Source organism: Streptomyces sp. SYP-A7185, assembly GCF_046103685.1.
Lineage (GTDB): Bacteria > Actinomycetota > Actinomycetes > Streptomycetales > Streptomycetaceae > Streptomyces.
In genome coordinates this window covers 4,490,198-4,513,049 of the sequence record NZ_CP122310.1, presented here as the reverse complement: position 1 = coordinate 4,513,049, position 22,852 = coordinate 4,490,198, and the positions used below count along the sequence as shown (strand labels likewise).

Annotated in this window: 19 protein-coding genes and 1 pseudogene; 10 read left to right on the top strand and 10 right to left on the bottom strand. The window is 72.0% G+C overall.

The genetic code is table 11. The features are described from left to right. Nucleotides 1-42: 42 nt before the first annotated feature. The gene (locus QBL25_RS19615; protein ID WP_409062711.1) at nt 43-1,410 is read right to left on the bottom strand and encodes an MFS transporter; all 1,368 of its coding nucleotides are present in this window, start codon (nt 1,408-1,410) and stop codon (nt 43-45) included. 436 nt (nt 1,411-1,846) lie between these two features. Here QBL25_RS19615 and QBL25_RS19610 point away from each other — a divergent pair, with 436 nt between their 5' ends. The 3 genes from QBL25_RS19610 (at nt 1,847) to QBL25_RS19600 (ending at nt 7,318) form a co-directional block, all read left to right on the top strand. Further along, nucleotides 1,847-2,785, top strand: a complete 939-nt coding sequence (locus QBL25_RS19610; RefSeq protein WP_409058340.1) for a DUF3027 domain-containing protein — start codon at nt 1,847-1,849, stop codon at nt 2,783-2,785. A gap of 320 nt (nt 2,786-3,105) precedes the next feature. Beyond that, entirely contained in the window at nt 3,106-6,246 is a 3,141-nt protein-coding gene (locus QBL25_RS19605) for a sacsin N-terminal ATP-binding-like domain-containing protein (RefSeq protein WP_409058339.1), read from the top strand. 238 nt (nt 6,247-6,484) lie between these two features. Beyond that, the gene (locus tag QBL25_RS19600; RefSeq protein WP_409058338.1) at nt 6,485-7,318 is read left to right on the top strand and encodes a calcium-binding protein; all 834 of its coding nucleotides are present in this window, start codon (nt 6,485-6,487) and stop codon (nt 7,316-7,318) included. 17 nt (nt 7,319-7,335) lie between these two features. Here QBL25_RS19600 and QBL25_RS19595 read toward each other — a convergent pair whose 3' ends face one another. Both QBL25_RS19595 and QBL25_RS19590 read right to left on the bottom strand, forming a co-directional pair. Then, the gene (locus tag QBL25_RS19595; RefSeq protein ID WP_409058337.1) at nt 7,336-9,738 is read right to left on the bottom strand and encodes an HAD-IC family P-type ATPase; all 2,403 of its coding nucleotides are present in this window, start codon (nt 9,736-9,738) and stop codon (nt 7,336-7,338) included. Between the two features lie 113 nt (nt 9,739-9,851). Next, a complete protein-coding gene (locus QBL25_RS19590; RefSeq protein WP_409058336.1) occupies nt 9,852-10,121 on the bottom strand; it encodes a DUF2530 domain-containing protein in 270 nt (89 codons plus the stop codon). Between the two features lie 234 nt (nt 10,122-10,355). On the opposite strand from QBL25_RS19590, the gene QBL25_RS19585 reads away from it, so the two are divergent. After that, entirely contained in the window at nt 10,356-11,801 is a 1,446-nt protein-coding gene (locus QBL25_RS19585) for an NCS2 family permease (RefSeq protein WP_409058335.1), read from the top strand. Between the two features lie 37 nt (nt 11,802-11,838). Here QBL25_RS19585 and QBL25_RS19580 read toward each other — a convergent pair whose 3' ends face one another. Next, nucleotides 11,839-12,021, bottom strand: coding sequence for a ribbon-helix-helix protein, CopG family (locus tag QBL25_RS19580; protein ID WP_409058334.1), 183 nt, complete (start codon nt 12,019-12,021; stop codon nt 11,839-11,841). A 144-nt stretch (nt 12,022-12,165) separates the two neighbouring features. On the opposite strand from QBL25_RS19580, the gene QBL25_RS19575 reads away from it, so the two are divergent. Continuing rightward, nucleotides 12,166-12,603, top strand: a complete 438-nt coding sequence (locus QBL25_RS19575; protein WP_249589249.1) for a MarR family winged helix-turn-helix transcriptional regulator — start codon at nt 12,166-12,168, stop codon at nt 12,601-12,603. 94 nt (nt 12,604-12,697) lie between these two features. Then, nucleotides 12,698-14,035, top strand: coding sequence for an MFS transporter (locus QBL25_RS19570; protein ID WP_409058333.1), 1,338 nt, complete (start codon nt 12,698-12,700; stop codon nt 14,033-14,035). A 16-nt stretch (nt 14,036-14,051) separates the two neighbouring features. On the opposite strand, the gene QBL25_RS19565 is transcribed toward QBL25_RS19570, so the two are convergent. Beyond that, nucleotides 14,052-14,561: a GNAT family N-acetyltransferase gene (locus QBL25_RS19565; protein ID WP_409058332.1), complete on the bottom strand. Its 510-nt coding sequence runs from the start codon at nt 14,559-14,561 to the stop codon at nt 14,052-14,054. A gap of 102 nt (nt 14,562-14,663) precedes the next feature. On the opposite strand from QBL25_RS19565, the gene thpR reads away from it, so the two are divergent. Further along, nucleotides 14,664-15,233, top strand: coding sequence for an RNA 2',3'-cyclic phosphodiesterase (thpR, locus tag QBL25_RS19560; protein WP_409058331.1), 570 nt, complete (start codon nt 14,664-14,666; stop codon nt 15,231-15,233). Nucleotides 15,234-15,422: 189 nt separating this feature from the next. Here thpR and QBL25_RS19555 read toward each other — a convergent pair whose 3' ends face one another. Together QBL25_RS19555 and QBL25_RS19550 are read right to left on the bottom strand one after the other, a co-directional pair. Then, nucleotides 15,423-16,415, bottom strand: a complete 993-nt coding sequence (locus tag QBL25_RS19555) for an aldo/keto reductase (RefSeq protein WP_409058330.1) — start codon at nt 16,413-16,415, stop codon at nt 15,423-15,425. Nucleotides 16,416-16,475: 60 nt separating this feature from the next. Then, on the bottom strand, nt 16,476-17,021 hold the full coding sequence (locus tag QBL25_RS19550) for a MarR family winged helix-turn-helix transcriptional regulator (protein WP_409058329.1): 546 nt from the start codon (nt 17,019-17,021) through the stop codon (nt 16,476-16,478). A 66-nt stretch (nt 17,022-17,087) separates the two neighbouring features. Here QBL25_RS19550 and QBL25_RS19545 point away from each other — a divergent pair, with 66 nt between their 5' ends. Further along, nucleotides 17,088-17,543: a carboxymuconolactone decarboxylase family protein gene (locus QBL25_RS19545; RefSeq protein WP_409062710.1), complete on the top strand. Its 456-nt coding sequence runs from the start codon at nt 17,088-17,090 to the stop codon at nt 17,541-17,543. A gap of 109 nt (nt 17,544-17,652) precedes the next feature. On the opposite strand, the pseudogene QBL25_RS19540 reads toward QBL25_RS19545, so the two are convergent. After that, a pseudogene (locus QBL25_RS19540) lies at nt 17,653-18,997 on the bottom strand (DUF418 domain-containing protein); the annotation flags it as partial. A 326-nt stretch (nt 18,998-19,323) separates the two neighbouring features. On the opposite strand from QBL25_RS19540, the gene QBL25_RS19535 reads away from it, so the two are divergent. Continuing rightward, the gene (locus QBL25_RS19535) at nt 19,324-20,106 is read left to right on the top strand and encodes a hypothetical protein (RefSeq protein ID WP_409058328.1); all 783 of its coding nucleotides are present in this window, start codon (nt 19,324-19,326) and stop codon (nt 20,104-20,106) included. A gap of 16 nt (nt 20,107-20,122) precedes the next feature. Here the strand turns inward: QBL25_RS19535 and QBL25_RS19530 are convergent, their stop codons facing one another. After that, a complete protein-coding gene (locus QBL25_RS19530) occupies nt 20,123-20,842 on the bottom strand; it encodes an SGNH/GDSL hydrolase family protein (RefSeq protein WP_409058327.1) in 720 nt (239 codons plus the stop codon). Between the two features lie 96 nt (nt 20,843-20,938). On the opposite strand from QBL25_RS19530, the gene QBL25_RS19525 reads away from it, so the two are divergent. Further along, on the top strand, nt 20,939-21,967 hold the full coding sequence (locus QBL25_RS19525) for a WD40 repeat domain-containing protein (protein ID WP_409058326.1): 1,029 nt from the start codon (nt 20,939-20,941) through the stop codon (nt 21,965-21,967). A 17-nt stretch (nt 21,968-21,984) separates the two neighbouring features. On the opposite strand, the gene QBL25_RS19520 is transcribed toward QBL25_RS19525, so the two are convergent. After that, nucleotides 21,985-22,797, bottom strand: a complete 813-nt coding sequence (locus QBL25_RS19520; RefSeq protein ID WP_409058325.1) for a TetR/AcrR family transcriptional regulator — start codon at nt 22,795-22,797, stop codon at nt 21,985-21,987. Nucleotides 22,798-22,852 lie beyond the last annotated feature (55 nt).

The window sequence follows — 22,852 nt, the reverse complement described above, 5'->3', positions numbered from 1 at the left end:
ACGTGGGGGTCGCGGCGTGCCGCCCCGGGGGATCCGACGGGCTCACGCCACCCGCGGGCGGCGCTGTCCGCCGTGCCGGGCCGCCGACAGCAGGCCCCGCACGGTCGACAGCCAGCCGGCGGCCACGATCGCCGCGGCCACCGAGAACCCCAGTGACCCGTTCAGCGGCAGGGCCATGCCGATTCCGCCGCCGACCACCCACGCCACCTGGAGGATGGTCTCCGAGCGGGCGAAGGCGGAGGTGCGCACCTCTTCCGGCACGTCCCGCTGGATCAGCGCGTCCAGGGACAGCTTCGACATGGCCTGCGCGAAGCCCGCCACCGCGCCCAGGCAGGCGACGCCCACCGCCCCGAAGAACACCGCCGCGGTGATCGCCACGCCGAGGACGACGCCGACCACGGTCACGATGATGACCTCCGGCGCCCGCGATCTCAGGCCGGCGCCGACGGCGGTGCCGAGCGCGTTGCCCGCCCCCGCGGCGACGCCCACTATCCCCAGGGAGACCGCGGCGCTCTGGCCGCCGAGCGGTTCCTCGCGCAGCAGGAAGGCGAGGAAGAAGATGAGGAAGCCGGAGAGACAGCGCAGCGCGGCGTTGGCGGCGAGCGCGTGCGTGACGGCGGGCCCGACCGTACGCAGCCCCATGCGCCGCTTCTTGGACGTGTCGGCCGCGGCTTCGGTGCGCGCGTGCAGATGCAGGTGCTCCTCGTCGGCCGCGAGCAGCGCCTTGTGCTCGCCCTTCGCCGAGTCGACCTTGGGCGGCAGCGAGACGGAGAGGAACATCCCGACGACGAAGAGCACGAAGGCCCCGTACAGCGGCCAGCGCGGACCGATCGCCTGGAGCCCGGCGCCGATCGGGGCGGCGATCCCGGTGGCGAGCAGCCCGCCGAGCGTGACTCTGGAGTTGGCCTTGACGAGGGAGAAGCCCGTGGGCAGCAGCCGTGGCACCACGGCGCTGCGCACCACCCCGTACGCCTTGGAGGCGACCAGGACGCCCAGTGCCGCCGGATAGAGCTCAAGGCTGCCGGTGATCACCGCCTCGGACAGCAGCAGGGCGAGCAGGGCGCGGGCCAGCATCGCGGCGGCCATCGCGTAACGGCGGCCGTGCGGGAGGCGGTCCAGGAGCGGGCCGATGACGGGGGCCAGGAGCGTGAAGGGCGCCATCGTGATGGCGAGATAGAGGGCGACACGGCCGCGGGCCTCGTCCGTCGGCACGGAGAAGAAGACGGTCGAGGCGAGCGCGACGGTGACCATGACGTCGCCCGCGCCGTTCACGGCGTGCAGTTCGATGAGTTTGCCGAGCCCCGACTCGCCCGCGCCGTGCGCGTGGGTGGCCTTGCGGATGCCGCGGGCCGTGCCGGTGAAGGGCAGGTGCAGGGCGCGACCGATCCGGCGGGCGGCCCGGCTCAGCACCGGACCCCGTCCGCCGACTCGCTGGGACGTCGACCTTGCGGCAGCCACCTCGTCATAGTGCCCCCTAATGGCCCGTACTAGTGCGCATACGCTGCGGGGCAATCGCGTGGGCGTATGCGGCGCCCGGGAAAATCGGCCGCGGGGCGTGCGGACCCGCGGGTGGGAAAACACCGCGAAGCGGCAAGAGAAGGGGCCCGAGGCAGGGGGGCGGGCACGCCGGTGTAGGCCCAGGGGCCAGGAGAAGGTAGCGTGCGTAGCGCGCCTGCGGCGGTTGTTCTTGGCCGCGCGCCTCTCGGTCATCCCGCAGAATGGATGACGTAGGTGCGCCCGAGGACGTTCGGGCGCGGACGTCGACGCGGCCCCCAGGTCCGCTCCGTCCGCTCTCCCGCGTATGGGTGGCGCACTCGTGAGACGGCGTAATGGAGAAGCGATACCTGTGAGCGCAGCGACAACGCGAAGCCGTACCCCGCGTACCCCGCGTACTCCCGACCGCCTGTGCGCCGAGGCGGTGGGACTGGCCCGTGACGCGGCCGAGGAGGCCGCCGCGCCCGGTGTGGTCGGTGAGCACGTCGAGGTCGTGGTCGAGGGCGACCGCGTGGTCACGCACCTGTTCGAGTGCAAGGAATTCGGCTACCGCGGCTGGCGCTGGGCCGTGACCGTGGCCCGCGCCTCGCGCGCCAAGGTCGTCACGCTCGACGAGACGGTGCTCCTGCCCGGCCCGGACGCGCTCCTCGCCCCCGAGTGGGTGCCGTGGAGCGAGCGGCTGCGCCCCGGTGACATGGGCCCGGGGGACCTGCTGCCCACGGACGCGGAGGATCTGCGCCTGGAGCCCGGTTACTCGGGCGAGGAGGAGCCGCCGCCGAACTCCGTGTTCTCGGAGGAGATGGCGGAGCTGGCCGAGGCGGAGGACGCGGAGATCACTCCCGTGTCGCCGGCCGCGTTGCCCGCCGCTCCCGCCCGGGGGTCCATCGCCGCGCTCGCCGACGAGCTGGGCATGCGCCGGGCGCGGGTCCTGTCCCGGTACGGCCTGCACGCCGCGGCCGACCGCTGGGAGGAGTCGCACGGCGCGAAGACCGCGATGGCGCAGGCCGCGCCCGCGTCCTGCGTCAGCTGTGGGTTCCTCGCGCCGATCGGCGGTTCGCTCGGACAGGCGTTCGGTGTATGTGCGAACGAGTTCGGCCCCGCGGACGGGCACGTGGTGTCGCTCGCGTACGGCTGCGGGGGGCATTCCGAAGCCGCCGTGATGCCGAAACCGCCGCGGCCCGCCGCGCCCGTCCTCGACGAGACCCGGGTGGACGTCCTGCCCCTGCGGCCGGCTCCCGACTCGGGCTCCGTTCCGCTGGAGGCGGGGGCGGAGGATCTCGGCCACTCCTGAGCTCCCGCTGGGGGCTGGGGTGCTGGGGTGCCCCCGGGCTGGGGGTGCCGTTTCTTCCCGCGCCTCGCGCGGATTTCTTCCCGCCCACCCACCCGATTGCCCCGTGGTGTGTCGGGGGTGGTGCCGGGGTGTCGGCTGTCTGCGGGCCGGTGGTCGTGCTTTCCGTGCTTCGCGCTGGGCTTTTCCGGCCGCCCGACCGATTGCCCCGTGGTGTCTCAGGGGTGGGTGGCACCCGGCCAGGCGGGGTGTACCGCTCGTCGGGGGTGGTCCCCCGGACGCGGTACCGTTCGGCCCGCGAACCGAGCGAGGGAGACGACACCGTGAGCAAGACCGTGCGGCCGGCAGCCGAGGGCACTGACCCGTTCGGCACGGCACGGCTCAGGCGGGGTGTCCTCGACGCCTGGGCGGCCAGCCCGGCCCGCTTCCGGGAGGACGCCAACGCCGAGGAGGACCTCGCCCTCGGCGGCTACCGCGACCGGCTGATCGTCGAACTCGCCCAGAACGCCGCCGACGCCGCGGCCAGGGCCGGCGCCCCCGGCCGCCTCTCCCTCACCCTCCGGGACGGCGTGCTCGCCGCCGCCAACAACGGCGCCCCCCTCGACGCCACCGGCGTCGAATCCCTCTCCACCCTGCGCGCCTCCGCCAAGCGCGAGGAGCCGAACAACGGCGCCGTCGGCCGCTTCGGCGTCGGCTTCGCCGCCGTACTCGCCGTCTCCGACGAGCCCGCCCTCGTCGGACGCACCGGCGGCGTCCGCTGGTCCCTGGGCGAGGCACGCGAACTCGCCGCCGACACCGCCCGCTTCAGCCCCGGCCTCGGGGACGAGATCCGCCGGCGCGACGGGCACGTGCCCCTGCTCCGGCTGCCCTTCGCCGCCGAAGGATCCGCCCCGGACGGGTACGACACCGTCGTCATCCTGCCCCTGCGCGACGCCGCCGCCGAGGACCTCGTCCTGCGGCTCCTCGCCGACGTCGACGACGCGCTCCTCCTCGCCCTCCCCGGCCTCGGAGAAGTGACGGTCCACGTCGGCGACCAGGCGCCCCGCACCCTGCGCCGCACCGCCGAACCCGGCTACGTCGACATCTCCGACAGCCGTGACGGCGACACCCGCTGGCGGACCGTCAGCAGGCAGGGACCCCTGGAGCCGCAGCTCCTCGCCGACCGGCCCGTCGAGGAGCGCCTGCGCCCCCACTGGTCCGTCACCTGGGCCGTCCCCACCGACCCCGAAGGCGCCCCGCAGGCACCCCGCAGCGCCCCCGTCCTGCACGCGCCCACCCCGAGCGACGAGCCCCTCGGCGTCCCCGCCCTGCTCATCGCCTCGTTCCCGCTCGACACCACCCGGCGGCACGCGGCACCCGGGCCCCTCACCGACTTCCTCGTGCTGCGCGCGGCCGACGCGTACGCCGAACTGCTCGCCGACTGGCGGCCCGTGGGCGAAGGCATCATCGGCCTCGTCCCCGGCCCGCTCGGCAAGAGCGAGCTGGACGGCGCCCTGCGCCAGGCCATCCTCGACCGGCTGCCCCGCACGGCTTTCCTGCCGCCCGCCGTCGAGCCCGCCCCCCGGGACGACGACCCGGACGTGCCCGAGTGGGAGATGCCCCTCGCGCTGCGCCCGCGTGACGCGGAGGTCGTGGAGGGCGCGGGCGCCGACACCGTACGGGTCCTCGCCGACGTGCTGCCCAGCCTGCTGCCCGCGGGCCTCGAACGGCGTGCCGAGCTGCGCACCCTCGGGGTCGCCCGGGTCCCGCTGACCGAGGCGATCGACCGCCTCGCGGGTCTGGAGCGGGAGCCGGACTGGTGGCGGCGGCTGTACGACACCCTCGCCGGGGTGGACCCGGACCGGCTCTCCGGGCTTCCCGTCCCCCTCGCCGACGGACGCACCACCATCGGGCCCCGCCAGGTCCTCCTGCCCGTCATCGGCGACGACGGCGACCCGGCCGCGCTCGTGCGCCTGGGCCTGAAGGTCGCGCACCCCGACGCCGTGCACCCCCTCCTGGAGAAGCTCGGCGCCCTGCCCGCGACGCCCCGCGCCGTCCTGACGACCCCGCAGGTCCGCGCCGCCGTCGCCGCCTCCCTCGACGACGACACCTGGGACGAGGACGCCCTGGACGCCGAGGAGCTGGCGGACATCGTGCTCGCGCTCGTCCGCGACGCGAACCTCGCGCCCGGCGACGAGCCCTGGCTCGGCGCGCTCGCCCTGCCGGACGACGAGGACGGCGAACTCACCCCCGCCGGTGAGCTCGTCCTGCCCGGCAGCCCCTTCGCCCGGGTCATGCGCGAGGACGAACTCGCCGCCGTGGACACCGAGCTCGCCGAGCGCTGGGGCGAGCAGCCGCTCGCCGCGTGCGGCGTGCTCGCCACGTTCGCGCTGGTCCGCGCCACGGACGTGGTCCTGGACCCGGACGAACTGGAGCCGCGCGACGGCGACTTCGCCGAGCCCGACGACGCGGGTCTGCTGGACGCCGTCGACGTGTGGTGCGAGGACGTGCTCGACCGGCTGCCCGACACCCCGGTCCCGCCCGTCGCGACCGAGATCATCGCCGTACGGGACCTGGACCTGGTCGACGACGACTGCTGGCCGCAGGCCCTGGAGATGCTCGCGCGCCCGCCGCTGCGGGACGCCCTGACGCAGCCGCTGCGGATCCTGCTCCCGGACGGCACGACGGAGAGCGTCCGCTCGTACACCGCGTGGTGGCTGCGCGGCAATCCGGTGCTCGGCGGCCGGCGTCCGGCCGGGCTGCGGGCCTCGGGCGGCGACCCGCTGCTCGAAGGGCTCTACGACGCCGCCGACGCCGCCGGGTTCGACGACGAGCAGGTGCTGCGCGCGCTCGGCGTCCGTACCTCGGTCGCCGCCCTCCTGGAGGAGCCGGGCGGCGCGGCCGAGCTGCTCGACCGGCTCGCGGACCCGGAGAGGACCGTTTCGGCGGCCCAGCTGCACGCGCTGTACGGCGCCCTGGCCGATCTGGACCCGGATCAGGTGACGCTGCCGGACGAGGTGCGGGCCGTGGTGGACGGCGAGGTCGTGGTGGTCGACGTGGCGGACGCGGTCGTCGCCGATGCGCCCGACCTGCTGCCGCTGGCCGGGGGAGTGGCGCTGCTGCCGGTGGAGCCCCGCAGGGCGGGGGACCTGGCCGAGCTGTTCCAGGTGCGCAGGCTCAGCGAGACGGCGGCCGTGGAGCCTTCGGGGGAGGGCGAGGTGCATCCGGTGCCGGAATCGGTGCGGATCCTGCTCGGTCCCGCGACGCCGGAGACGTACACCGAGTACGAGGAGCTGTTCGCCGGGGACGTCGAGCTGGACTGGCGCAGGACGCCGGACGGCACGGTCCACGCCGCCACCCTGGAGGGCGTCGCCGCCGGGCTCGCCTGGGCGGCGGGGCAGTGGCCGCGCCGCTTCGAGGTCGCGGCGCTGCTCGAAGATCCCTCGCGGACCGAGGAGCTGGAGCGGGACCGCTGGTTCGACTGAGGCGGGGCGGGGCGGGGGCGGGTGCTGGGTCGTCTGCGGGTGCGTGGGGGCCGGTCGCGCAGTTCCCCGCGCCCCTTCGGGGCACGGCCCGGAAACCGGTCACAGAATCTTCACCCCGCGTACAACCCCAGGCCATGGCTGGGAGTCTGATCTTCCGAGTCAACAGACTCCTAGATCACCGGGTTCCGCGTGACAGCCCCCAATGCACCGCGGAGCCCCCTTCCCACCTGGGGAACACATGCGCATCCGTGCCACCGTGGCCGCACTGTCCGGCACCCTGGCCCTTTCCGCACTTGTCGTCCCGGCCGCGCAGGCTGCCGACGGCCCGTCGTCCGCCCCCCGTCTGGCCGCGAAGGCCGCACAGGCCGTGCAGGGCGAGAACGCGGGAGACACCAAGATCACGAAGGTCTCCGTCAACGCCGGCAAGGACATCGTGGTCGGCACCACCAACAAGGTGCAGTTCACCGTGGCCGTCACCGCCACCGACCCGTCGGGCGTCGCACGCGGCAGCGCCTTCCTGTACCACGGCACCCTCGACGCGGCGGACGGTCTCCTGACGCCGGACGACTACGACGGCACGTGCAAGGTCGTCAACGCCACCACCTCGACCTGCACCGTCACCATCGTCGCCGACCCGGTGCCGGACCTCTACAACGACCTCGCGGGGTCGGGCTGGAAGGTCTACGCCGCCGCGGGCGCCAACGACGACGACTCGACCAGCGTCGAGGCGTACAAGTCGGATGCCCGCCTCCAGCGTTACGCCCGCCTCACCACCAACGCCTCCCCGGAGCCGATAAAGAAGGGCAAGACCCTCACGGTCACCGGCGCCCTGACCCGCGCCAACTGGGACACCCTCAAGTACGCGGGCTACACCAAGCAGTCCGTGAAGCTCCAGTACAAGAAGAAGGGTGCGGCCTCCTACTCCACCCTCAAGACCATCACGTCCGACTCCAAGGGCAACCTGAAGACGACCGTGACGGCCTCGGCGGACGGCTACTACCGCTACGTCTTCGCCGGCACCTCCACGACCCCGGCCGTCACCTCGACCGCCGACTTCGTGGACGTCAACTAGTCCTCACCCGTCGGTCCCTACGCCGGAAAGCGGCGGCCCACCCAGCGGTAGACGACCTCGATGACCAGTGAGGCCACCGCCGCGATCGCGACCGCCGCCCACGGCATCGTCGTGCCGACGAGCTTCAGCTGGAAGAAGTCCTGGAGCCACGGCACGGTCAGCACCAGCAGGAAGCCGAGACCCATCGCGCCGATCAGCCCGAGCCGCCACCACGTGTAGGGGCGGGCGATGATCGCGAGGACCCACATGGCGATCAGGAACAGCGCCAGCGTGGCCGCGCTGGTCTCGGCTTCCCGTGCTCCCGCGCCCGTGTAGTGGCTCCGGGCCAGCAGATACGTGCAGAACGTCGCCACGCCCGCGACGACGCCGCCCGGGATCGCGTACCGCATGACCCTGCGGACGAAGTGGGGCTTGGCCCGCTCCTTGTTGGGCGCCAGGGCGAGGAAGAAGGCCGGGACGCCGATCGTCAGGGTCGAGAGCAGCGTGAGGTGGCGCGGCAGGAACAGGTACTCCACCTGGGAGCAGACCACGAGCAGCGCGATGATCACGGAGTAGACGGTCTTCACCAGGAACAGCGTCGCGACCCGCGTGATGTTGCCGATGACCCGGCGGCCCTCGGCGACCACCGAGGGCAGCGTGGCGAAGCTGTTGTTCAGGAGCACGATCTGGGCCACCGCCCGTGTCGCCTCCGAGCCCGAGCCCATCGAGACGCCGATGTCGGCGTCCTTCAGGGCCAGGACGTCGTTCACGCCGTCGCCCGTCATCGCGACCGTGTGGCCGCGTGACTGGAGGGCGCCCACCATGTCGCGCTTCTGCTGCGGGGTGACCCGGCCGAAGACGGAGTTGGCGTCCAGGGCCTCGGCCATCTCGCCCTGTTCCGTGGGCAGCCTGCGGGCGTCCACGGTGTTCTCCGCGCCCGGCAGGCCCAGCTTTCCGGCGACCGCGCCCACCGAGACCGCGTTGTCGCCGGAGATGACCTTGGCGCTGACGTCCTGCTCCTCGAAGTAGCGCAGGGTGTCGGCGGCGTCCGGGCGCAGCCGCTGCTCCAGGACGACCAGGGCGGTCGCCCGCGCCCCGTCGGCCACCTTCGCGTCGTCCAGTTCCCCGGCGGCGCGGGCGAGGAGCAGGACGCGCAGGCCCTGCTGGTTCAGGTCCTCGATCTCGGCGAGGGACGGGTCGCCGTCGGGCAGCAGCACGTCCGGGGCGCCGAGCAGCCACGTGGAGGTGTTGCCGTCGCCCTCGCTGAAGGAGGCGCCGCTGTACTTGCGGGCCGAGGAGAAGGGCAGCGACTCGGTGCAGCGCCACTCCTCGCTGTCGGGGTAGGCGTCGATGATCGCCTGGAGCGAGGCGTTCGGCCGCGGGTCGGACTCGCCCAGGGCGCCGAGGACCTTGCGCACGTAGCTCTCGTCCGTGCCGTTCAGGGGGCGCAGCTCGGTGACGTCCATGCCGCCCTCGGTGAGGGTGCCGGTCTTGTCCAGGCAGACCGTGTCGACGCGGGCCAGGCCCTCGATCGCGGGGAGTTCCTGGACGAGGCACTGCTGGCGGCCCAGGCGGATCACGCCGATCGCGAAGGCGACCGAGGTGAGGAGCACGAGCCCCTCCGGGATCATGGGGACGATCCCGCCGACGGTGTAGGCGATGGACTCCTTGAAGTTGTCGTCCTTGACGACGAGCTGGCTGATGATGAGGCCGATCGAGGTCGGGATCATCAGCCACGTCACGTACTTGAGGATCGTGGAGATGCCCGACCGCAGCTCGGAGTGGACGAGCGTGAAGCGGCTGGCCTCCTCGGCGAGCTGGGCCGCGTACGCCTCGCGGCCGACTTTCGTGGCGGTGAAGGCGCCGCCGCCCGCGACCACGAAGGAGCCCGACATCATCCGGTCGCCGGGCTTCTTGATGACCGGGTCGGCCTCACCGGTCAGGAGTGACTCGTCGACTTCCAGGCTGTCGGTCTCGACCGCCTCGCCGTCCACGACGATCTTGTCGCCGGGGCCCAGCTCCACCAGGTCGCCGAGCACGATCTCGGAGGTGGAGATCTCGGCCGCCTTGCCGTCGCGCCGCACGGTCGGCTTGGCCTCGCCGATGACGGCGAGTCCGTCCAGGGTCTTCTTGGCGCGCAGTTCCTGGATGATGCCGATGCCGGTGTTGGCGATGATCACGAAGCCGAAGAGGGAGTCCTGGATCGGCGCGACGAAGAGCATGATCACCCAGAGCACGCCGATGATCGCGTTGAACCGGGTGAAGACGTTCGCCCGGACGATCTCGGTGGTCGAGCGTGAACTGCGGACGGGTACGTCGTTGACCTCGCCGCGTGCGACCCGCTCGGCGACCTCGGCGGCGCTCAGGCCCGTCGCGCGTCCGGTGGGCGGTGCCACCGGGTGGACCGGGTCGAGCTCGGCGCCCGCGTCGATATGCGTCATGGCTTCGACGGTACGGGCGTCAAGGGGGGTTCACCCCTTGAGCGGCCCAAAGATCCGACCACGGTAGGACACGGACACTCCCGTGGTTGTACGGGCGCGTGCCCGTGGGGGGATCACTCCCCGGCCGGGGCGGCCTTGCGCTCCGCGTCGCGCTTGATGGCCGCGTCGCGGCCCCGCACGTACCAGATGCCGATGAGGCCGAGGCCGGCTCCGGCCAGGCAGGTCCAGACCCACCAGGTGGCGTCGCGGTCGTCGAACCAGCCGTAGAACGGCAGCTGCACCAGGAAGAGGACGAACCAGAGGATCGTGCCGCCCGTGATGGTGGCGACGACGGGGCCTTCCAGGGGCTCCGGCGCGTCGTGCTGGGGGGTCCACTTCTCCATGCGCCTAGCTTATGCCCGGCCCCGGAGCCGCGAGCCGGAGCCCTCGGACACGTCCGCCACGCACCCCGCTTCCCCCGCACCACAAGGGTCTACGCGCGGAGATAGCGATTTCCCCTTCATGTATTCATACTGAAACCGCTCGTTAATGGCCGATTGCTTTCGTACGAAGATCTAAATTCGGCGAGTTTGTCTGCGTTCGGCGCAACTCCTCCATCACAGGTCATGAGGTCCCCCATGTCCCCCTCGGCCACTGCTCCGGTCGACAAAACGCCGCACCCGAATCCCCCGCAGGGGGGTCTGGACCGGTACTTCAAGATCTCGGAGCGGGGATCGACCCTGGCCAGGGAAGTACGCGGCGGCTTCGCCACCTTCTTCGCGATGGCCTACATCATCGTGCTGAACCCGATCATCCTGGGCAGCGCGAAGGACATGTACGGCAACCAGCTCGACAACGGCCAGCTGGTGACCGCGACCGCCGTGGTCGCCGCCTTCACCACGCTGCTCATGGGCGTCATCGGCAACGTCCCGATCGCGCTCGCCGCCGGTCTCGGCGTGAACACCGTGGTCGCCCTCCAGCTCGCGCCGCGCATGTCGTGGCCCGACGCCATGGGCATGGTCGTCCTCGCGGGCTTCGTCGTGATGCTGCTCGTGGCGACCGGCCTGCGGGAGCGCGTCATGAACGCCGTGCCGCTGGGCCTGCGCAAGGGCATCGCGATCGGCATCGGCCTCTTCATCATGCTGATCGGCCTCGTCGACGCCGGATTCGTCTCGCGCATCCCGGACGCCGCGCACACCACGGTCCCGCTCCAGCTCGGCGGCGACGGCCACCTCAACGGCTGGCCCGTCCTCGTCTTCGTGCTCGGCGCGCTGCTCACGCTCTGCCTGCTCGTGCGCAAGGTGCCCGGCGCGATCCTCATCAGCATCGTCGTCATGACGGTCGTCGCGATGATCATCAACGCGGTCGCGACCGTGCCCTCCTGGGGCCTGACGACGCCCAAGTGGCCCGGCAACCCCGTCGCGACGCCGGACTTCGGACTCGTCGGTCAGGTCAGCCTCTTCGGCGGCTTCGAGAAGGTCGGCCTCCTGACCGGCATCCTCTTCGTCTTCACCGTGCTCCTGTCCTGCTTCTTCGACGCCATGGGCACGATCATGGGCATCGGCGACGAGGCCAAGCTGACGGACGCCCACGGCAACATGCCGGGCATGAACAAGGTCCTGTTCGTCGACGGCATCGCGGTCGCCGCGGGCGGCGCCTCGTCCTCGTCGGCCACCACCTGCTTCGTGGAGTCCACCGCGGGCGTCGGCGAAGGCGCCCGTACGGGCTTCGCCAACATCGTCACCGGCGGTCTCTTCGCGGTGGCGCTCTTCCTCACGCCCATCGCCACGATGGTCCCGTCCCAGGCGGCCACGCCCGCGCTGCTCGCGGTCGGCTTCCTGATCCTGTCCGGCTCGATCGGACAGATCGACTGGGCCGACTTCACCATCGCCATCCCGGCGTTCCTGACGATGATGATGATGCCGTTCACGTACTCGATCACGAACGGCATCGGCATCGGCTTCATCAGCTTCACCGTGCTGCGTCTCGCGTCGGGCCGCGCCCGCGAGGTGCCGGTGGCGATGTACGTCGTCTCGGCCGTCTTCGCCTTCTACTACCTGATGCCGGCGCTGGGCCTCACGTAAAGGCGGGCGATCGTCCGTAGTGCCTGCGGGGCGGCCATCAGGCCGCCCCGTAGAACTTTTCCGTCTCCTCGACGGCGCTCTGGAAGCGCTCGTCGAAGTCGTTGCGCATGAGCGTCCCGACGACATAGTCCTGGACGCTCATCCCCCTTTTCGCGGCGTGCTGCTTGAGCCGGTCGAGCAGCTCACCGTCTATTCGCAGGCTGAGCACTGTCGATCCCATGCGTGACAGGGTCGCCGCCACCCGGCGGGCCGCGTCTCACTTTCCGAAGTCACCTCACTCATATGGGTGACGAAAGGGTTCCGTGAGCCCGCACACGGGAACTCGGGTGGTCTTTAGCTAGAGTAATGAGTTACTCTAACGAACATGCCGGACCTCTCCCATGGTGACGACGCCGCCGCCGTGAACTCCCTGCGCTCCGCCGTGATGCGCCTGTCCCGTCGACTCAAGCACCAGCGGGTCGACGAGTCGCTGAGCCCGACCGAGATGTCGGTGCTCGGCACCCTCGCCCGCTGCGGCCACGCCACCCCCGGTGAGCTGGCCCGCAAGGAGCACGTGCAGCCGCCGTCGATGACCCGCATCGTCGCGCTGCTCGAAGCCAAGGGTCTGGTCCGTCTCGAACCGCATCCCGAGGACCGCCGCCAGAAGGTGGTGACCCAGACGGAGACGGCCGAGGCCATGCTCGAGGAGAGCCGCCGCAAGCGGAACGCCTGGCTGGCCGGCCTGGCCGAGCACCTCGACGAGGACGAGTGGGCGCGTCTGCGTGCCGCCGCCCCCGTCCTGGAGAAGCTCGCGCATCTGTAAGCAGCATCTGTAAGCAGTACTTGTAAGCAGCGCACCCGGCGGGTCACCCGCCGTGTGCCGTACGACCGCACGACGCCAAGGAGGCGAACCGCCTTTGAGTACGGGATCCGGAGCAGACTCCGCCCCCGCACCAACCACCCTCGACAGAAACCCCGCCGCCAAGTCGTCGATGTTCAGCTCGCTGAAGATCCGCAACTACCGGCTCTTCGCCTCCGGCGCCGTTGTCTCCAACACCGGCACGTGGATGGCGCGCATCACCCAGGACTGGCTGGTCCTGAGCCTCACGGGATCCTCGGCCGCGGTCGGCATCACCACCGCGATGCAGTTCCTGCCGATGCTCCTGTTCGGCCTGTACGGCGGCGTCATCGCCGACCGCTTCGCCAAGCGCAAGCTGCTCTTCTGCACCCAGGGCGCGATGAGCATCAGCGGCCTGTTCCTGGCGGCGCTCACCCTGAGCGGCAACGTCCAGGTCTGGCACGTCTACCTCGCGGCCTTCTTCACGGGTCTCGTCACGGTCGTGGACAACCCGACCCGGCAGTCCTTCGTGTCCGAGATGGTCGGCCCCGACCAGGTGCGCAACGCCGTCAGCCTGAACTCCGCCAACTTCCAGTCCGCCCGCCTCATCGGCCCCGCCGTGGCCAGTGGTCTCACTGCGGCCGTCGGCCCCGGCTGGGCGTTCCTCGCCAACGGCCTGTCCTTCCTCGCGCCGCTCACCGGCCTGATGCTGATGCGCACCCGCGAGCTGCACCCCACCCCGCGCAAGCCGCGCGGCAAGGGACAGCTGAGGGAAGGCCTGCACTACGTCTCCAAGCACCCCGAGCTGATCTGGCCGATCGTCCTCGTCGGCTTCGTCGGCACCTTCGGGTTCAACTTCCCGATCTGGCTGAGCGCCTTCGCGGACGACATCTTCCACGGCGGCGTGGGGATGTACGGGCTCTTCAACACCCTGATGGCGATCGGCTCGCTGGCCGGGGCGCTGCTCGCCGCCCGGCGCGGCACCTCGCGCCTCAGGCTGCTCGCCGGGGCGGCGATCGCCTTCGGCGTCCTTCAGATCGTGGCCGCGTTCGCGCCCGAGCTGTGGATGTTCGTCGCCCTGATCGTCCCGATCGGCATCCTGGGCCTGACGGTGAACGTCACCGCGAACTCCTCGGTCCAGATGGCCACCGACCCCGAGATGCGGGGCCGGGTCATGTCGCTGTTCATGATGGTCTTCACCGGCGGCACCCCGCTGGGCGGCCCGCTCTTCGGCTGGCTCGCCGACGCGTACGGCGTGCGCGTCAGCATGGCCGCCGGCGGCCTCATCTGCGCCGTGGCCGCGGTCGGCGTCGGCCTGATGCTGGCCCGCGCCGCGAACCTGCGGCTCAAGGTGGATCTGCGGCGCGGGCAGCAGCACGTGCAGTTCGTGCCGCGTGAGCTGGCGACGGCTGCGTGATCCTGACGCGGGCGGGCTAGACGCGCCGGGCCAGGATCTGGCCCGGCCAGGTCCCTTCCTGGGCCTTGAAGGCCTCGGTCCGCGTGAAGCCGTTGCGCTCGTAGAACGCGACCAGCTTGCCGTCGTCGCCCGCGTAGCAGTCGACCCGGAGCAGGGAGATCCCCTGCCTCCGGGTCTCCTCCGCCGCGTGTTCCAGGAGGGCGGCCCCCGCGCCCGTACCGTGCCGGGAGGCCAGGAGGTGGATGTAGCGCTCCGGCTCGTCCACCGGGGCGATGTACGACCCCGGGCCTTCGGTCAGGGTGAGCGTGCCGACCGGCAGCCCGCCGATCTCCGCGATCCAGGCGGAGCCCGTCGTCAGATACTTCTCCACCAGGGCGACGGTCTTCGGGTTGGCCGACCAGGGTGTGTCGCCCCACTGTCCGGTGCGTCCCTGGGAGACGAGCCAGGCGACTGCTTCGTCGAACAGGGCGAGCACGGTGGGGATGTCGTCGGGGCCGGCGGGGCGGATGGTTATGTGGCTGTCCATGCGGCTTTCCCTCCCCACCCGCGCCCCGTCCCGAAACGGGGGCCGTGACCCGGACCCCGCCGGCGGCCCGGCCGTCCCGGTCTTTTCGGCGAGACTCGTCCCATGAGACTTTTCGCGGCGGTGCTGCCGCCTCCCGCGGCGGCGGACGAACTGGCCGGGGCGGTGGCCACGCTGAAGACCCTGCCGGGCGCCGGAGACCTTCGCTGGACGCGCCGCGAGAGCTGGCACTTCACCCTCGCCTTCCTCGCCGACGTCGAGGACGACACCCTCCCCGAGCTCACCGAGCGGCTGTCCCGCGTGGCCCGGCGCACGGCTCCCTTCCCGCTGGCCCTGCACGGCGGAGGCCACTTCGGGGACCGGGCCCTGTGGGCCGGGGCCGGCGGTGACGTGGCCGCCCTGCGCCTGCTCGCCGGGCGCGCGGACGCCGCGGCCCGCAGGTGCGGGATCACCATGGAGGAGCACCGCAGCTACCGCCCGCACCTGACGCTGGCGCGCGGCCACGGGGAGCCGTCCCTGCGCGCGTACGCCGAGGGCCTCGCGGAGTTCGCGGGCACGGAGTGGACCGTGGGCGAGCTGTGTCTCGTACGGAGCAACCTGCCCGTGAGCGGGGTGCCGGGGGAGCGGCCCCGCTATGAGGTGGTCGGTCGCCGGGCGCTGGGCCCGGGCGGTTAACCTCGACCACGTGGACCCGAAAACCAGGAACCGGATCATGGCCGGTGTGCTCGTGCTGATGTTCGTCGTCGTGGCGGTGGCAGCCGCGGTCGGCCAGTGAGGCGATGACCGCGGCCGTGTGAAGCCGCCGGCGTCAGGCGCGGCCCGTCGCCGGGCGAACCTCGCCCGGCGCCGACCGAACGCCATCGGTCACCAGGCGAAGGACTCCGGCGAAGGGCCCGGCCCCGGGAAGATCTCGTCCAGGGCGTCGAGCAGTTCGCCGGAGAGTTCCAGCTCGACGGCGCGCAGTGCGCTGGTGAGCTGCTCCGCGGTGCGCGGACCGACGATCGGCCCGGTGATGCCGGGCCGGGTGAGCAGCCAGGCCAGCGCCACCTCGCCCGGCGCGAGGCCGTGCTTGTCGAGCAGGTCCTCGTACGCCTGGACCCGTGCGCGCACCTCGGGCTTCGCGAGTTCCTGGGCGGCGCGTCCGCCGGTGCGGCGCTTGCCCTCGCCCTCCTTCTTCAGGACACCGCCGAGCAGGCCGCTGTGCAGCGGCGACCACGGGATGACGCCGAGGCCGTACTCCTGGGCGGCCGGGATGACCTCCATCTCGGCGCTGCGCTCGGCGAGGTTGTAGAGGCACTGCTCGCTGACGAGGCCGTAGCCGCCGAGCCGGCGCGCGGTCTCGTTGGCCTGGGCGATCTTGTAGCCGGGGAAGTTGGACGAGCCGGCGTACAGGATCTTGCCCTGGGTGACGAGGGTGTCGATCGCCTGCCATATCTCGTCGAACGGGGTGCGGCGGTCGATGTGGTGGAACTGGTAGATGTCGATGTGGTCGGTCTGGAGGCGCTTGAGCGAGGCCTCCACCGACCGGCGGATGTTCACCGCGGAGAGCAGGTCGTGGTTGGGCCACGCCGGCTTTCCGTCGAGGGCCATGTTCCCGTACACCTTGGTGGCCAGCACGACCTTGTCGCGCCGGTCGCCGCCCTGGGTGAACCAGGTGCCGAGGATCTCCTCGGTGCGGCCCTTGTTCTCGTCCCACCCGTACACATTGGCCGTGTCGAAGTAGTTGATGCCCGCGTCGAGCGCGGCATCCATGATCGCGTGACTGTCCGGCTCGTTCGTGAGCGGCCCGAAGTTCATGGTCCCGAGCACGAGTCGACTGACCTTGAGTCCTGTGCGTCCCAGCTGCGTGTACTCCATGGGGCCCCAGCCAACGACGTGAAGTGCGCTCTAAGCAAGGGTGCGGGTCCCGCGAGGCGGTCAGGAGCCGCCCAGCCAGCCCGCCGCGTCCAGGCGGAACGCGTCCGGGGGCACGACCGCGCGCAGGCCGTCCTCCATCGCGCGCAGGTGTTCCGCGCCGAGCCGCCCCGCCCACTCCGCGTGCAGCTCGTCGAAGACCGCCGCCGAGCGGCGCAGGGCGTCGACCCCGTGCGGGGTGAGGCGGATCAGCTTGCGGCGGGCGTCGGCGGGGTCGTCCGTGCGGTGCGCGTAGCCGAGGGCGATGAGGCGGTCGACGGTCTTGCCCGCGGCCTGCTTGGAGACGCCGAGGCGGCGGCCGACCTCGCTGGCGCTCGCGCCCCGGACGCCGATCGCCTGCATCGCGAAGCCGTGGGCCGGGCGCACGTCCGGGTGGCCCTGGCGGGCCAGCTCGGCGTGCAGCCGGTCGATGAGCGTGCGGAACCCGGCGAAGAGGAGCAGGGGCAGCTCGAAGCCGCGGCCGTCGGCCTCCGGTGGGGCGGCGTCCGTCGGGTCCTTGCGAGAATCGACAACCTGGTTTACCTTTTTTTCGTCAACCACGTTGTCCATCGTAGGGGGTACCTCTTGTTCGTCGACCACACCGTGGACACCGCGCCCGCGGAGTCCCGTGCCGCGATGGAGCGCACGGCCGCCGCTTTCGGCAAGACGCCGGAGGCGGTGGCGCGGCTCGCCGAGTCGCCCGAACTGCTCAACGGCTTCCTGGAGTTGAGCGCGTCCTTCGAGCGGACGACGCTGGAGCCGGTGGCCCGGGAAGTCGTCGTCATGACCGTGGCGGTGCGCAACGACTGCCACATCTGCGTGACGATGCACACCGGCAAGCTGCGCAAGCTGGGTGCGGACACGGAGCTGATCGCCGCGTTGCGCGAGGGGCGGGAGTTGGCCGACGAACGGCTGGAGGCCGTCCGGCGGTTCACCCTGGAGGTGCTCGCCACCGCGGGCGGCGTCGGGGACGAGGAGCTGAAGCGGTTCCTGGCCGCGGGCCACACGGAGCGCAACGCCCTGGAGGTCGTGATGGGCATCGGCACGTACACCATGTCGACGCTGGCGAACCGGCTGACGCGGGCTACGTGAGGCGGCCGCGCGCGTCCTGCCGTGAGCCGTGCGTGGCGTCCTGGGAGCCGTGCGTGGCTTCCCCGGAGCCGTGTGCGGCTTCCTCGGAGCCCTGCGCGGGCGGCCGGGAGGGGTGTGAGCGGTACATGATCCGTCGTAGCGCCGCCTCCACCGGCCCCCGGGCGGCCCGCCCGCTCCATCGCGTACGCCCCCGCCACGGTCACCAGCCACACCCCGACCGCGAACAGCGCCATGGTCGCGCTCGTCAGATGCTCGCCCAGGCCGAGCCCCCAGGCGGCCAGGGCCGGGGCGAAGAGCAGCGAGTGGGCGAGGTAGCAGGACAGGGAGCGCTTCCCGACGGCGGCGACGGCGGAGACCGCGGTGACGGCGGCGACGGCGGCGAAGGCCGTGACGGTCTTGGCTCCCCGGCGCGTGTCCGGGCGGGCGTCCCGTCGGGCATCCCTTCGGACGCCGCCTCGGACATCCCGGCGGCCGTCGCGTCTGATGCCGCCTCGGACATCCCGGCGGGCGTCGCGTCCGGTCCACCAGTGGACGAACAGCGCCACCACCGCGACGTATCCGAGCCCGGCCGCGTTCCCCGTGACGTCCCGCAGCACGGTCAGCGGCCCGGATTCGCTCTGCGCGTCGTCCGGCACGGTGAGCGCCCCCACGTGGGCCAGTGCGGCGGGCAGCGCGCCCAGCCACCCCACCGCGACGCCGATCACGGCGGTCCGGCGCAGGAGGGGCAGATGGCGCCCCGGCTCTTCGAGCACGCGCCTGCGGGCGGCCCAGAAGCCGAGCAGGAAGATGACGTACGCGCCGCCCACCAGCGACAGCGGAGCCGCCGCGAAGGTGACGAACAGGCCGCTGGTGAGCCGGGTGCCCGCCGCGGTCAGCCAGTCGCCCTCACCCGCCGCGTAGGCCTCCGCCCCCGGTTCGGCGCCCGCGTCGCCCAGGCCGCCCAACTCGCCCGCCAGCGCCGCCTCGACGACGGGCTGGGCGGCGAGCAGCACGAACTGCGCGGCGGCGATCCCGATCCACCACTTCAGCGCGCGGTCGCCGCGCCGCAGGAAGGCCCATCCGAGGACCAGGCTGATCAGGCCGTAGAACCCGACGATGTCCCCGGCCATCAGCAGCGAGGAGTGCAGCAGCCCGATGGCGACCAGGCACAGACTGCGGCGCCGCAGCAGCCGCACGGCGTCCTTCTCCGAGGTCCCCGCAGCCGTCTGCCGCAGAAAGAGCTGCATCATGCCGTACCCGAAGAGGAACGCGAAGAGCGGGTAGATCCGCAGGTCGAGCACGGTGATCATGGTGAACTGCACGGCGTGGTCGGCCCATCCGCCGTCGACCGGCTGCCATCCGGAAGGCCCGTGCCGGGCCGCCGTCAGATGGAACGCGGTGTTGGACAGCACGATGAACAACAGCATGATCCCGCGCGCGAGATCGGGCGCGAGCGCCCGCTCCCCGGGCAGCACCCCGGCACGGCGGGGCGCGGCGCGCGACACCCGGGACGCGCCGTCACCGGCCCTCTCATGCCCGCCGTCACCGGCCCTCTCGGACGCACCGTCACCGGCACTCCCACGCGTGCCGTCACCGGCCCTCTCGGACGTGCCTTCCCCAGCGCTCTCAACGGTCATCCCCTCACGCTAGAAATCCCCCCACCCCCCCGGCATCCGCCTTCGGTCTCACCCCGCCCGCCGAAGGACTACACCCGCCGCGCCGCCCACCCGACCTTGGTCCCACGCGGCGCTCGCCACAGGGGTGTTGGGGAGTTGTTGGTGGGGTGGGTGAGGATCGCGGGATGACCGTGAAGAAGAAGATCCTGCGTTCCGTGGGCGTGGTCGCCGCCGCCGCGGGACTCGTCGCGCTGAGCAATCCCGCCTATGCCGCGGGGGACGTGTACAAGGGCACCGGGTGGCGGATCCTGACCGGGCAGGGGATTCAGTCGCTCAGCCCCGATCCGTACGTCATCAAGATCGTCAAGCCGACCGCCTCCGCCAAGCTCAGCGCCGCGCAGGCCAAGACCGCCGAGGCCCAGCTGCGCGCGCAGCTGAAGAAGAGCGCCGCCCAGCTGACCTCCGTCACGGGGACGAAGTTCACGCTGGCCAGTGGCTACCAGCAGGAAGTGACGGCGTGTTCCGCCGCCGAGCGGCACGTCATCGCCGTCGGCATGAAGTACCGGCCTTTCACCCCCGGCAGCAAGCCGGGCTACTCCCAGGCCCACCCCTGCTCGGCCAGCGGCAACCAGAGCGCCTGGGGCGGGTGGATATGGATGGACAGCGAGTACTGGAACGGTGATTGGCACATCGACTCCTACCGCCTCCAGAACCTCATCAGCCATGAGCTCGGGCACTCGATCGGCCTCGACCACGCCAACGTCGACGGCTCGGACGCCAACCGCACCGCCGACCCGTACGAGTGCGCCACCAACAGCAGCAAGGACCTGCCGGTGATGTGCTCGCCCAACGGCGGTCACGCCATCGGCAAGGGCGGCAGCGTCACCCGTGCCAAGAAGTACGCCGGGCAGTACACGAAGTGGGACATCGCCGGACTCAAGGCCCTCAAGGCGAACTTCAGCCGGTAGGCGTCCGCGCGGAACTTCAGCCGGCAGCCGTCAGTTCGGAAGCGGCCGGGCGCGTCGTCCCGTACGGCGTGCCCACTCCCCATGCCTGGTGCAGTGCGTCCGCGAAGGCCGACGCCAGTTTGTGCTCGCCGCTCGCGTTCGGGTGCGTCCCGTCGTACGTGTCGGCGTCGATGTCGTACGACGGCGGCGTCGAGGCGAGGAGCAGCGGCGATGCGCCCGTGTCCAGGTCCGCGACCGCCTTGGCGAGCAGCACGTTGAAGCGCGCCACCTCGGCGGCGAACGGGGCGTCCGTCCGGGCCCGGACGTTCGGTATCACCGGGAGCAGGACGAGGCGGACGCGCGGGTTCGCCGAGCGGGCCGCCGCGACGCACCGGCGCACGTTCTCCGCCGTCTGTTCCGCGTTCGTGTAGAAGCCCAGGTCGATCAGGCCGAGCGAGATCAGCAGCACGTCCGGCCGGTCCGCGCGCACCGCGTCCGCCATCTGCGGCGCCATGTGCAGCCAGCCCTCGCCCCAGCCCGCGAAGTGCTCCCGCGGGAAGTCCGGGTCGCCGCCCGCGTAGGCGTACGACACGGGTTCGCCCGTGGCCTTGTCGTGCAGCGCGCGGCGCGGGCCCACCACGGCGAACCCGTCCGCGCCGAGCGAGGCCCGCAGATGCTGCCACATCCGGTAGCGCCAGGTGTGTTCCCCCGCGCTGCCGATCGTCATCGAGTCGCCGACGAACATGAACCTGAGCATCCGCTCATCATCGCGGATCAAGGCCCCGGCCTGCGATGTGAGGCTCAACACCCGGCGGAGGCCCGCCCCGCGGCGCCGGGGTGGCAGGCTTGGTCCATGCGTTCACTGCGTTCTTCGACGGGTGCCGGCGGTGCCGTCCGTGCCGGCGCCGTCATCGGTGCCGGAGCCCTGCTCCTCCTCGCCGGCGCCACCGGCCCCGCCGTCGCGGCCGACGACGGCCGCGACGGGTTCACGATCAAGGACCCCCGCATCATCGAGTCCAGCGGTCTCGCCGCCTCCCGCGCCCACCCGGGCGTCTACTGGACGCACAACGACCAGGACAAGAACGGGGCGCTGCTCTACGCGGTGGACGGCCGCACCGGCAAGACCGTCGCCACCCTCACCCTCACGGGCGTCGGCAAGCCCCGTGACGTGGAGGCCGTCTCGGTCGGCGCGGACGGCAACATCTACGTCGGGGACATCGGCGACAACCTCGGCGGCACCTGGTCCCACGTCTGGATCTACCGGCTGCCCGAGCCGAAGAAACTCGGCGACCAGACCGTCCGCGCCACCCAGTACACGGTGAAGTACGAGGACGGTCCGCGCGACGCCGAGGCGCTGATGGTGCACCCCAAGACCGGCCGGATCTACATCGCCGACAAGAAGGAGGAGGGCGGCGCGCTGTACGAAGGGCCCGCGCGGATGTCCTCCTCCGGGGTGAACGTCTTCAAGCGCCTGGGCACCACCGGCCTGTGGACCACGGACGGCGCCTTCTCGCCCGACGGCAAGCAGCTCGCCCTGCGCGGCTACCTCGGCGGCGTCTCGTACGCGTGGAAGGGCGAGGGCAGGAAGCCCGAGCGCGAGGGGCGGCTGAGCGTGCCGTTGCAGCGGCAGGGCGAGTCCGTGACGTACACCCCGGACGGGACGACCCTCCTGTACGGCACCGAGGGCGCCCAGAGCGACGTCGAACCCGTCGAGGTCGAGGGAGCGGGCGGCGGCAACGGCTCGTCCGGCGGCGGGAGTTCGGCCGACGGCGGGGACGGCGGAAGCACGGGGCTCGGCAGCGACGTGAAGGTCGGCGCGCTGGCCCTGGCGGTCGTGCTCGCCGCCTTCTTCGGCCTGAAGCGGGCGTTCCGCCGCACGTAGCGGCGGACCGGCGCGGCTCAGGCCTCCCCGGCGGCGTCCGTGCCGCCCCGGGCGCCCGCGCCCCCCTCCTCCCTCTCCCGCCGGGCCACCAGCACGTCCAGGCCGTCGAGCAGGCGTTGCAGGCCGAACTCGAAGTGGTCGAAGTGCGAGCCGAACGCGTCGTCGGAGAGCCCGGCGAGGTGGGGGTAGCGGCCGCTGTTCATGATGCGTTCGAGGGTCGGGTACTGCGCCTCCCAGAACGCGGTGTCCGTCAGGCCGCTCTTCTTCACCGCCTCCACCTCGTGCACCTGGGTGCGGGCGACCCCGGTGACGTACCCCTCGACCATGACGATCACGCCGATCAGCTCGGGGTCGGTCAGGCCCATGGACGTGATCCCGGACAGCGTCCGCTCCAGGCCGCCGACCGAGCCGGGGCCCAGCACCGGGCGGGCCTGGTTCACCTGGAGCAGCCAGGGGTGCGCCCGGTAGAGGACGAGGGTCTCGCGGGCGTACGCCTCCACGGCCGCGCGCCAGCCGCCGCTCGGGGGTTCCGCGTCGGGGGCCGGCATGTACACCCGGTCCAGCATCAGGTCGACCAGCTCGCCCTTGCCCGGGACATAGCGGTACAGGGACATCGTGCCCGTGCCGAGCTCCGTGGACAGGCGGCGCATCGAGACCGCGGTGAGCCCCTCGGCGTCCGCGAGGCGCACCGCCTCGGTGACGATCCGGTCCAGGGTGAGCCCGGGTTTGGGGCCCCGCGTGGGGCGTTCGCCGTCACCCCAGAGCAGTTCCAGGCTGCGGGCGATGTCGCTGCCGGTGTGGTGGGTGTCGCCGCCGTTCGTGCTCGTCATGGCGCTCAGCCTAATCGTCGGCCCAGAAATTGGGTACACCGTACCCAGGGAACTG

What these genes read in the sequence shown, in the direction of transcription:
- QBL25_RS19590 (WP_409058336.1), bottom strand. Translation starts at nt 10,121, where the DNA reads ATGGAGAAGTGGACCCCCCAGCACGACGCGCCGGAGCCCCTGGAAGGC.
- QBL25_RS19600 (WP_409058338.1), top strand. Translation starts at nt 6,485, where the DNA reads ATGCGCATCCGTGCCACCGTGGCCGCACTGTCCGGCACCCTGGCCCTT.
- QBL25_RS19585 (WP_409058335.1), top strand. Translation starts at nt 10,356, where the DNA reads ATGTCCCCCTCGGCCACTGCTCCGGTCGACAAAACGCCGCACCCGAAT.
- QBL25_RS19580 (WP_409058334.1), bottom strand. Translation starts at nt 12,021, where the DNA reads ATGGGATCGACAGTGCTCAGCCTGCGAATAGACGGTGAGCTGCTCGAC.
- QBL25_RS19565 (WP_409058332.1), bottom strand. Translation starts at nt 14,561, where the DNA reads ATGGACAGCCACATAACCATCCGCCCCGCCGGCCCCGACGACATCCCC.
- QBL25_RS19545 (WP_409062710.1), top strand. Translation starts at nt 17,088, where the DNA reads ATGGAGCGCACGGCCGCCGCTTTCGGCAAGACGCCGGAGGCGGTGGCG.
- QBL25_RS19550 (WP_409058329.1), bottom strand. Translation starts at nt 17,021, where the DNA reads ATGGACAACGTGGTTGACGAAAAAAAGGTAAACCAGGTTGTCGATTCT.
- QBL25_RS19575 (WP_249589249.1), top strand. Translation starts at nt 12,166, where the DNA reads ATGCCGGACCTCTCCCATGGTGACGACGCCGCCGCCGTGAACTCCCTG.
- QBL25_RS19520 (WP_409058325.1), bottom strand. Translation starts at nt 22,797, where the DNA reads ATGACGAGCACGAACGGCGGCGACACCCACCACACCGGCAGCGACATC.
- QBL25_RS19595 (WP_409058337.1), bottom strand. Translation starts at nt 9,738, where the DNA reads ATGACGCATATCGACGCGGGCGCCGAGCTCGACCCGGTCCACCCGGTG.
- QBL25_RS19530 (WP_409058327.1), bottom strand. Translation starts at nt 20,842, where the DNA reads ATGCTCAGGTTCATGTTCGTCGGCGACTCGATGACGATCGGCAGCGCG.
- QBL25_RS19525 (WP_409058326.1), top strand. Translation starts at nt 20,939, where the DNA reads ATGCGTTCACTGCGTTCTTCGACGGGTGCCGGCGGTGCCGTCCGTGCC.
- QBL25_RS19535 (WP_409058328.1), top strand. Translation starts at nt 19,324, where the DNA reads ATGACCGTGAAGAAGAAGATCCTGCGTTCCGTGGGCGTGGTCGCCGCC.
- QBL25_RS19555 (WP_409058330.1), bottom strand. Translation starts at nt 16,415, where the DNA reads ATGGAGTACACGCAGCTGGGACGCACAGGACTCAAGGTCAGTCGACTC.
- thpR (WP_409058331.1), top strand. Translation starts at nt 14,664, where the DNA reads ATGAGACTTTTCGCGGCGGTGCTGCCGCCTCCCGCGGCGGCGGACGAA.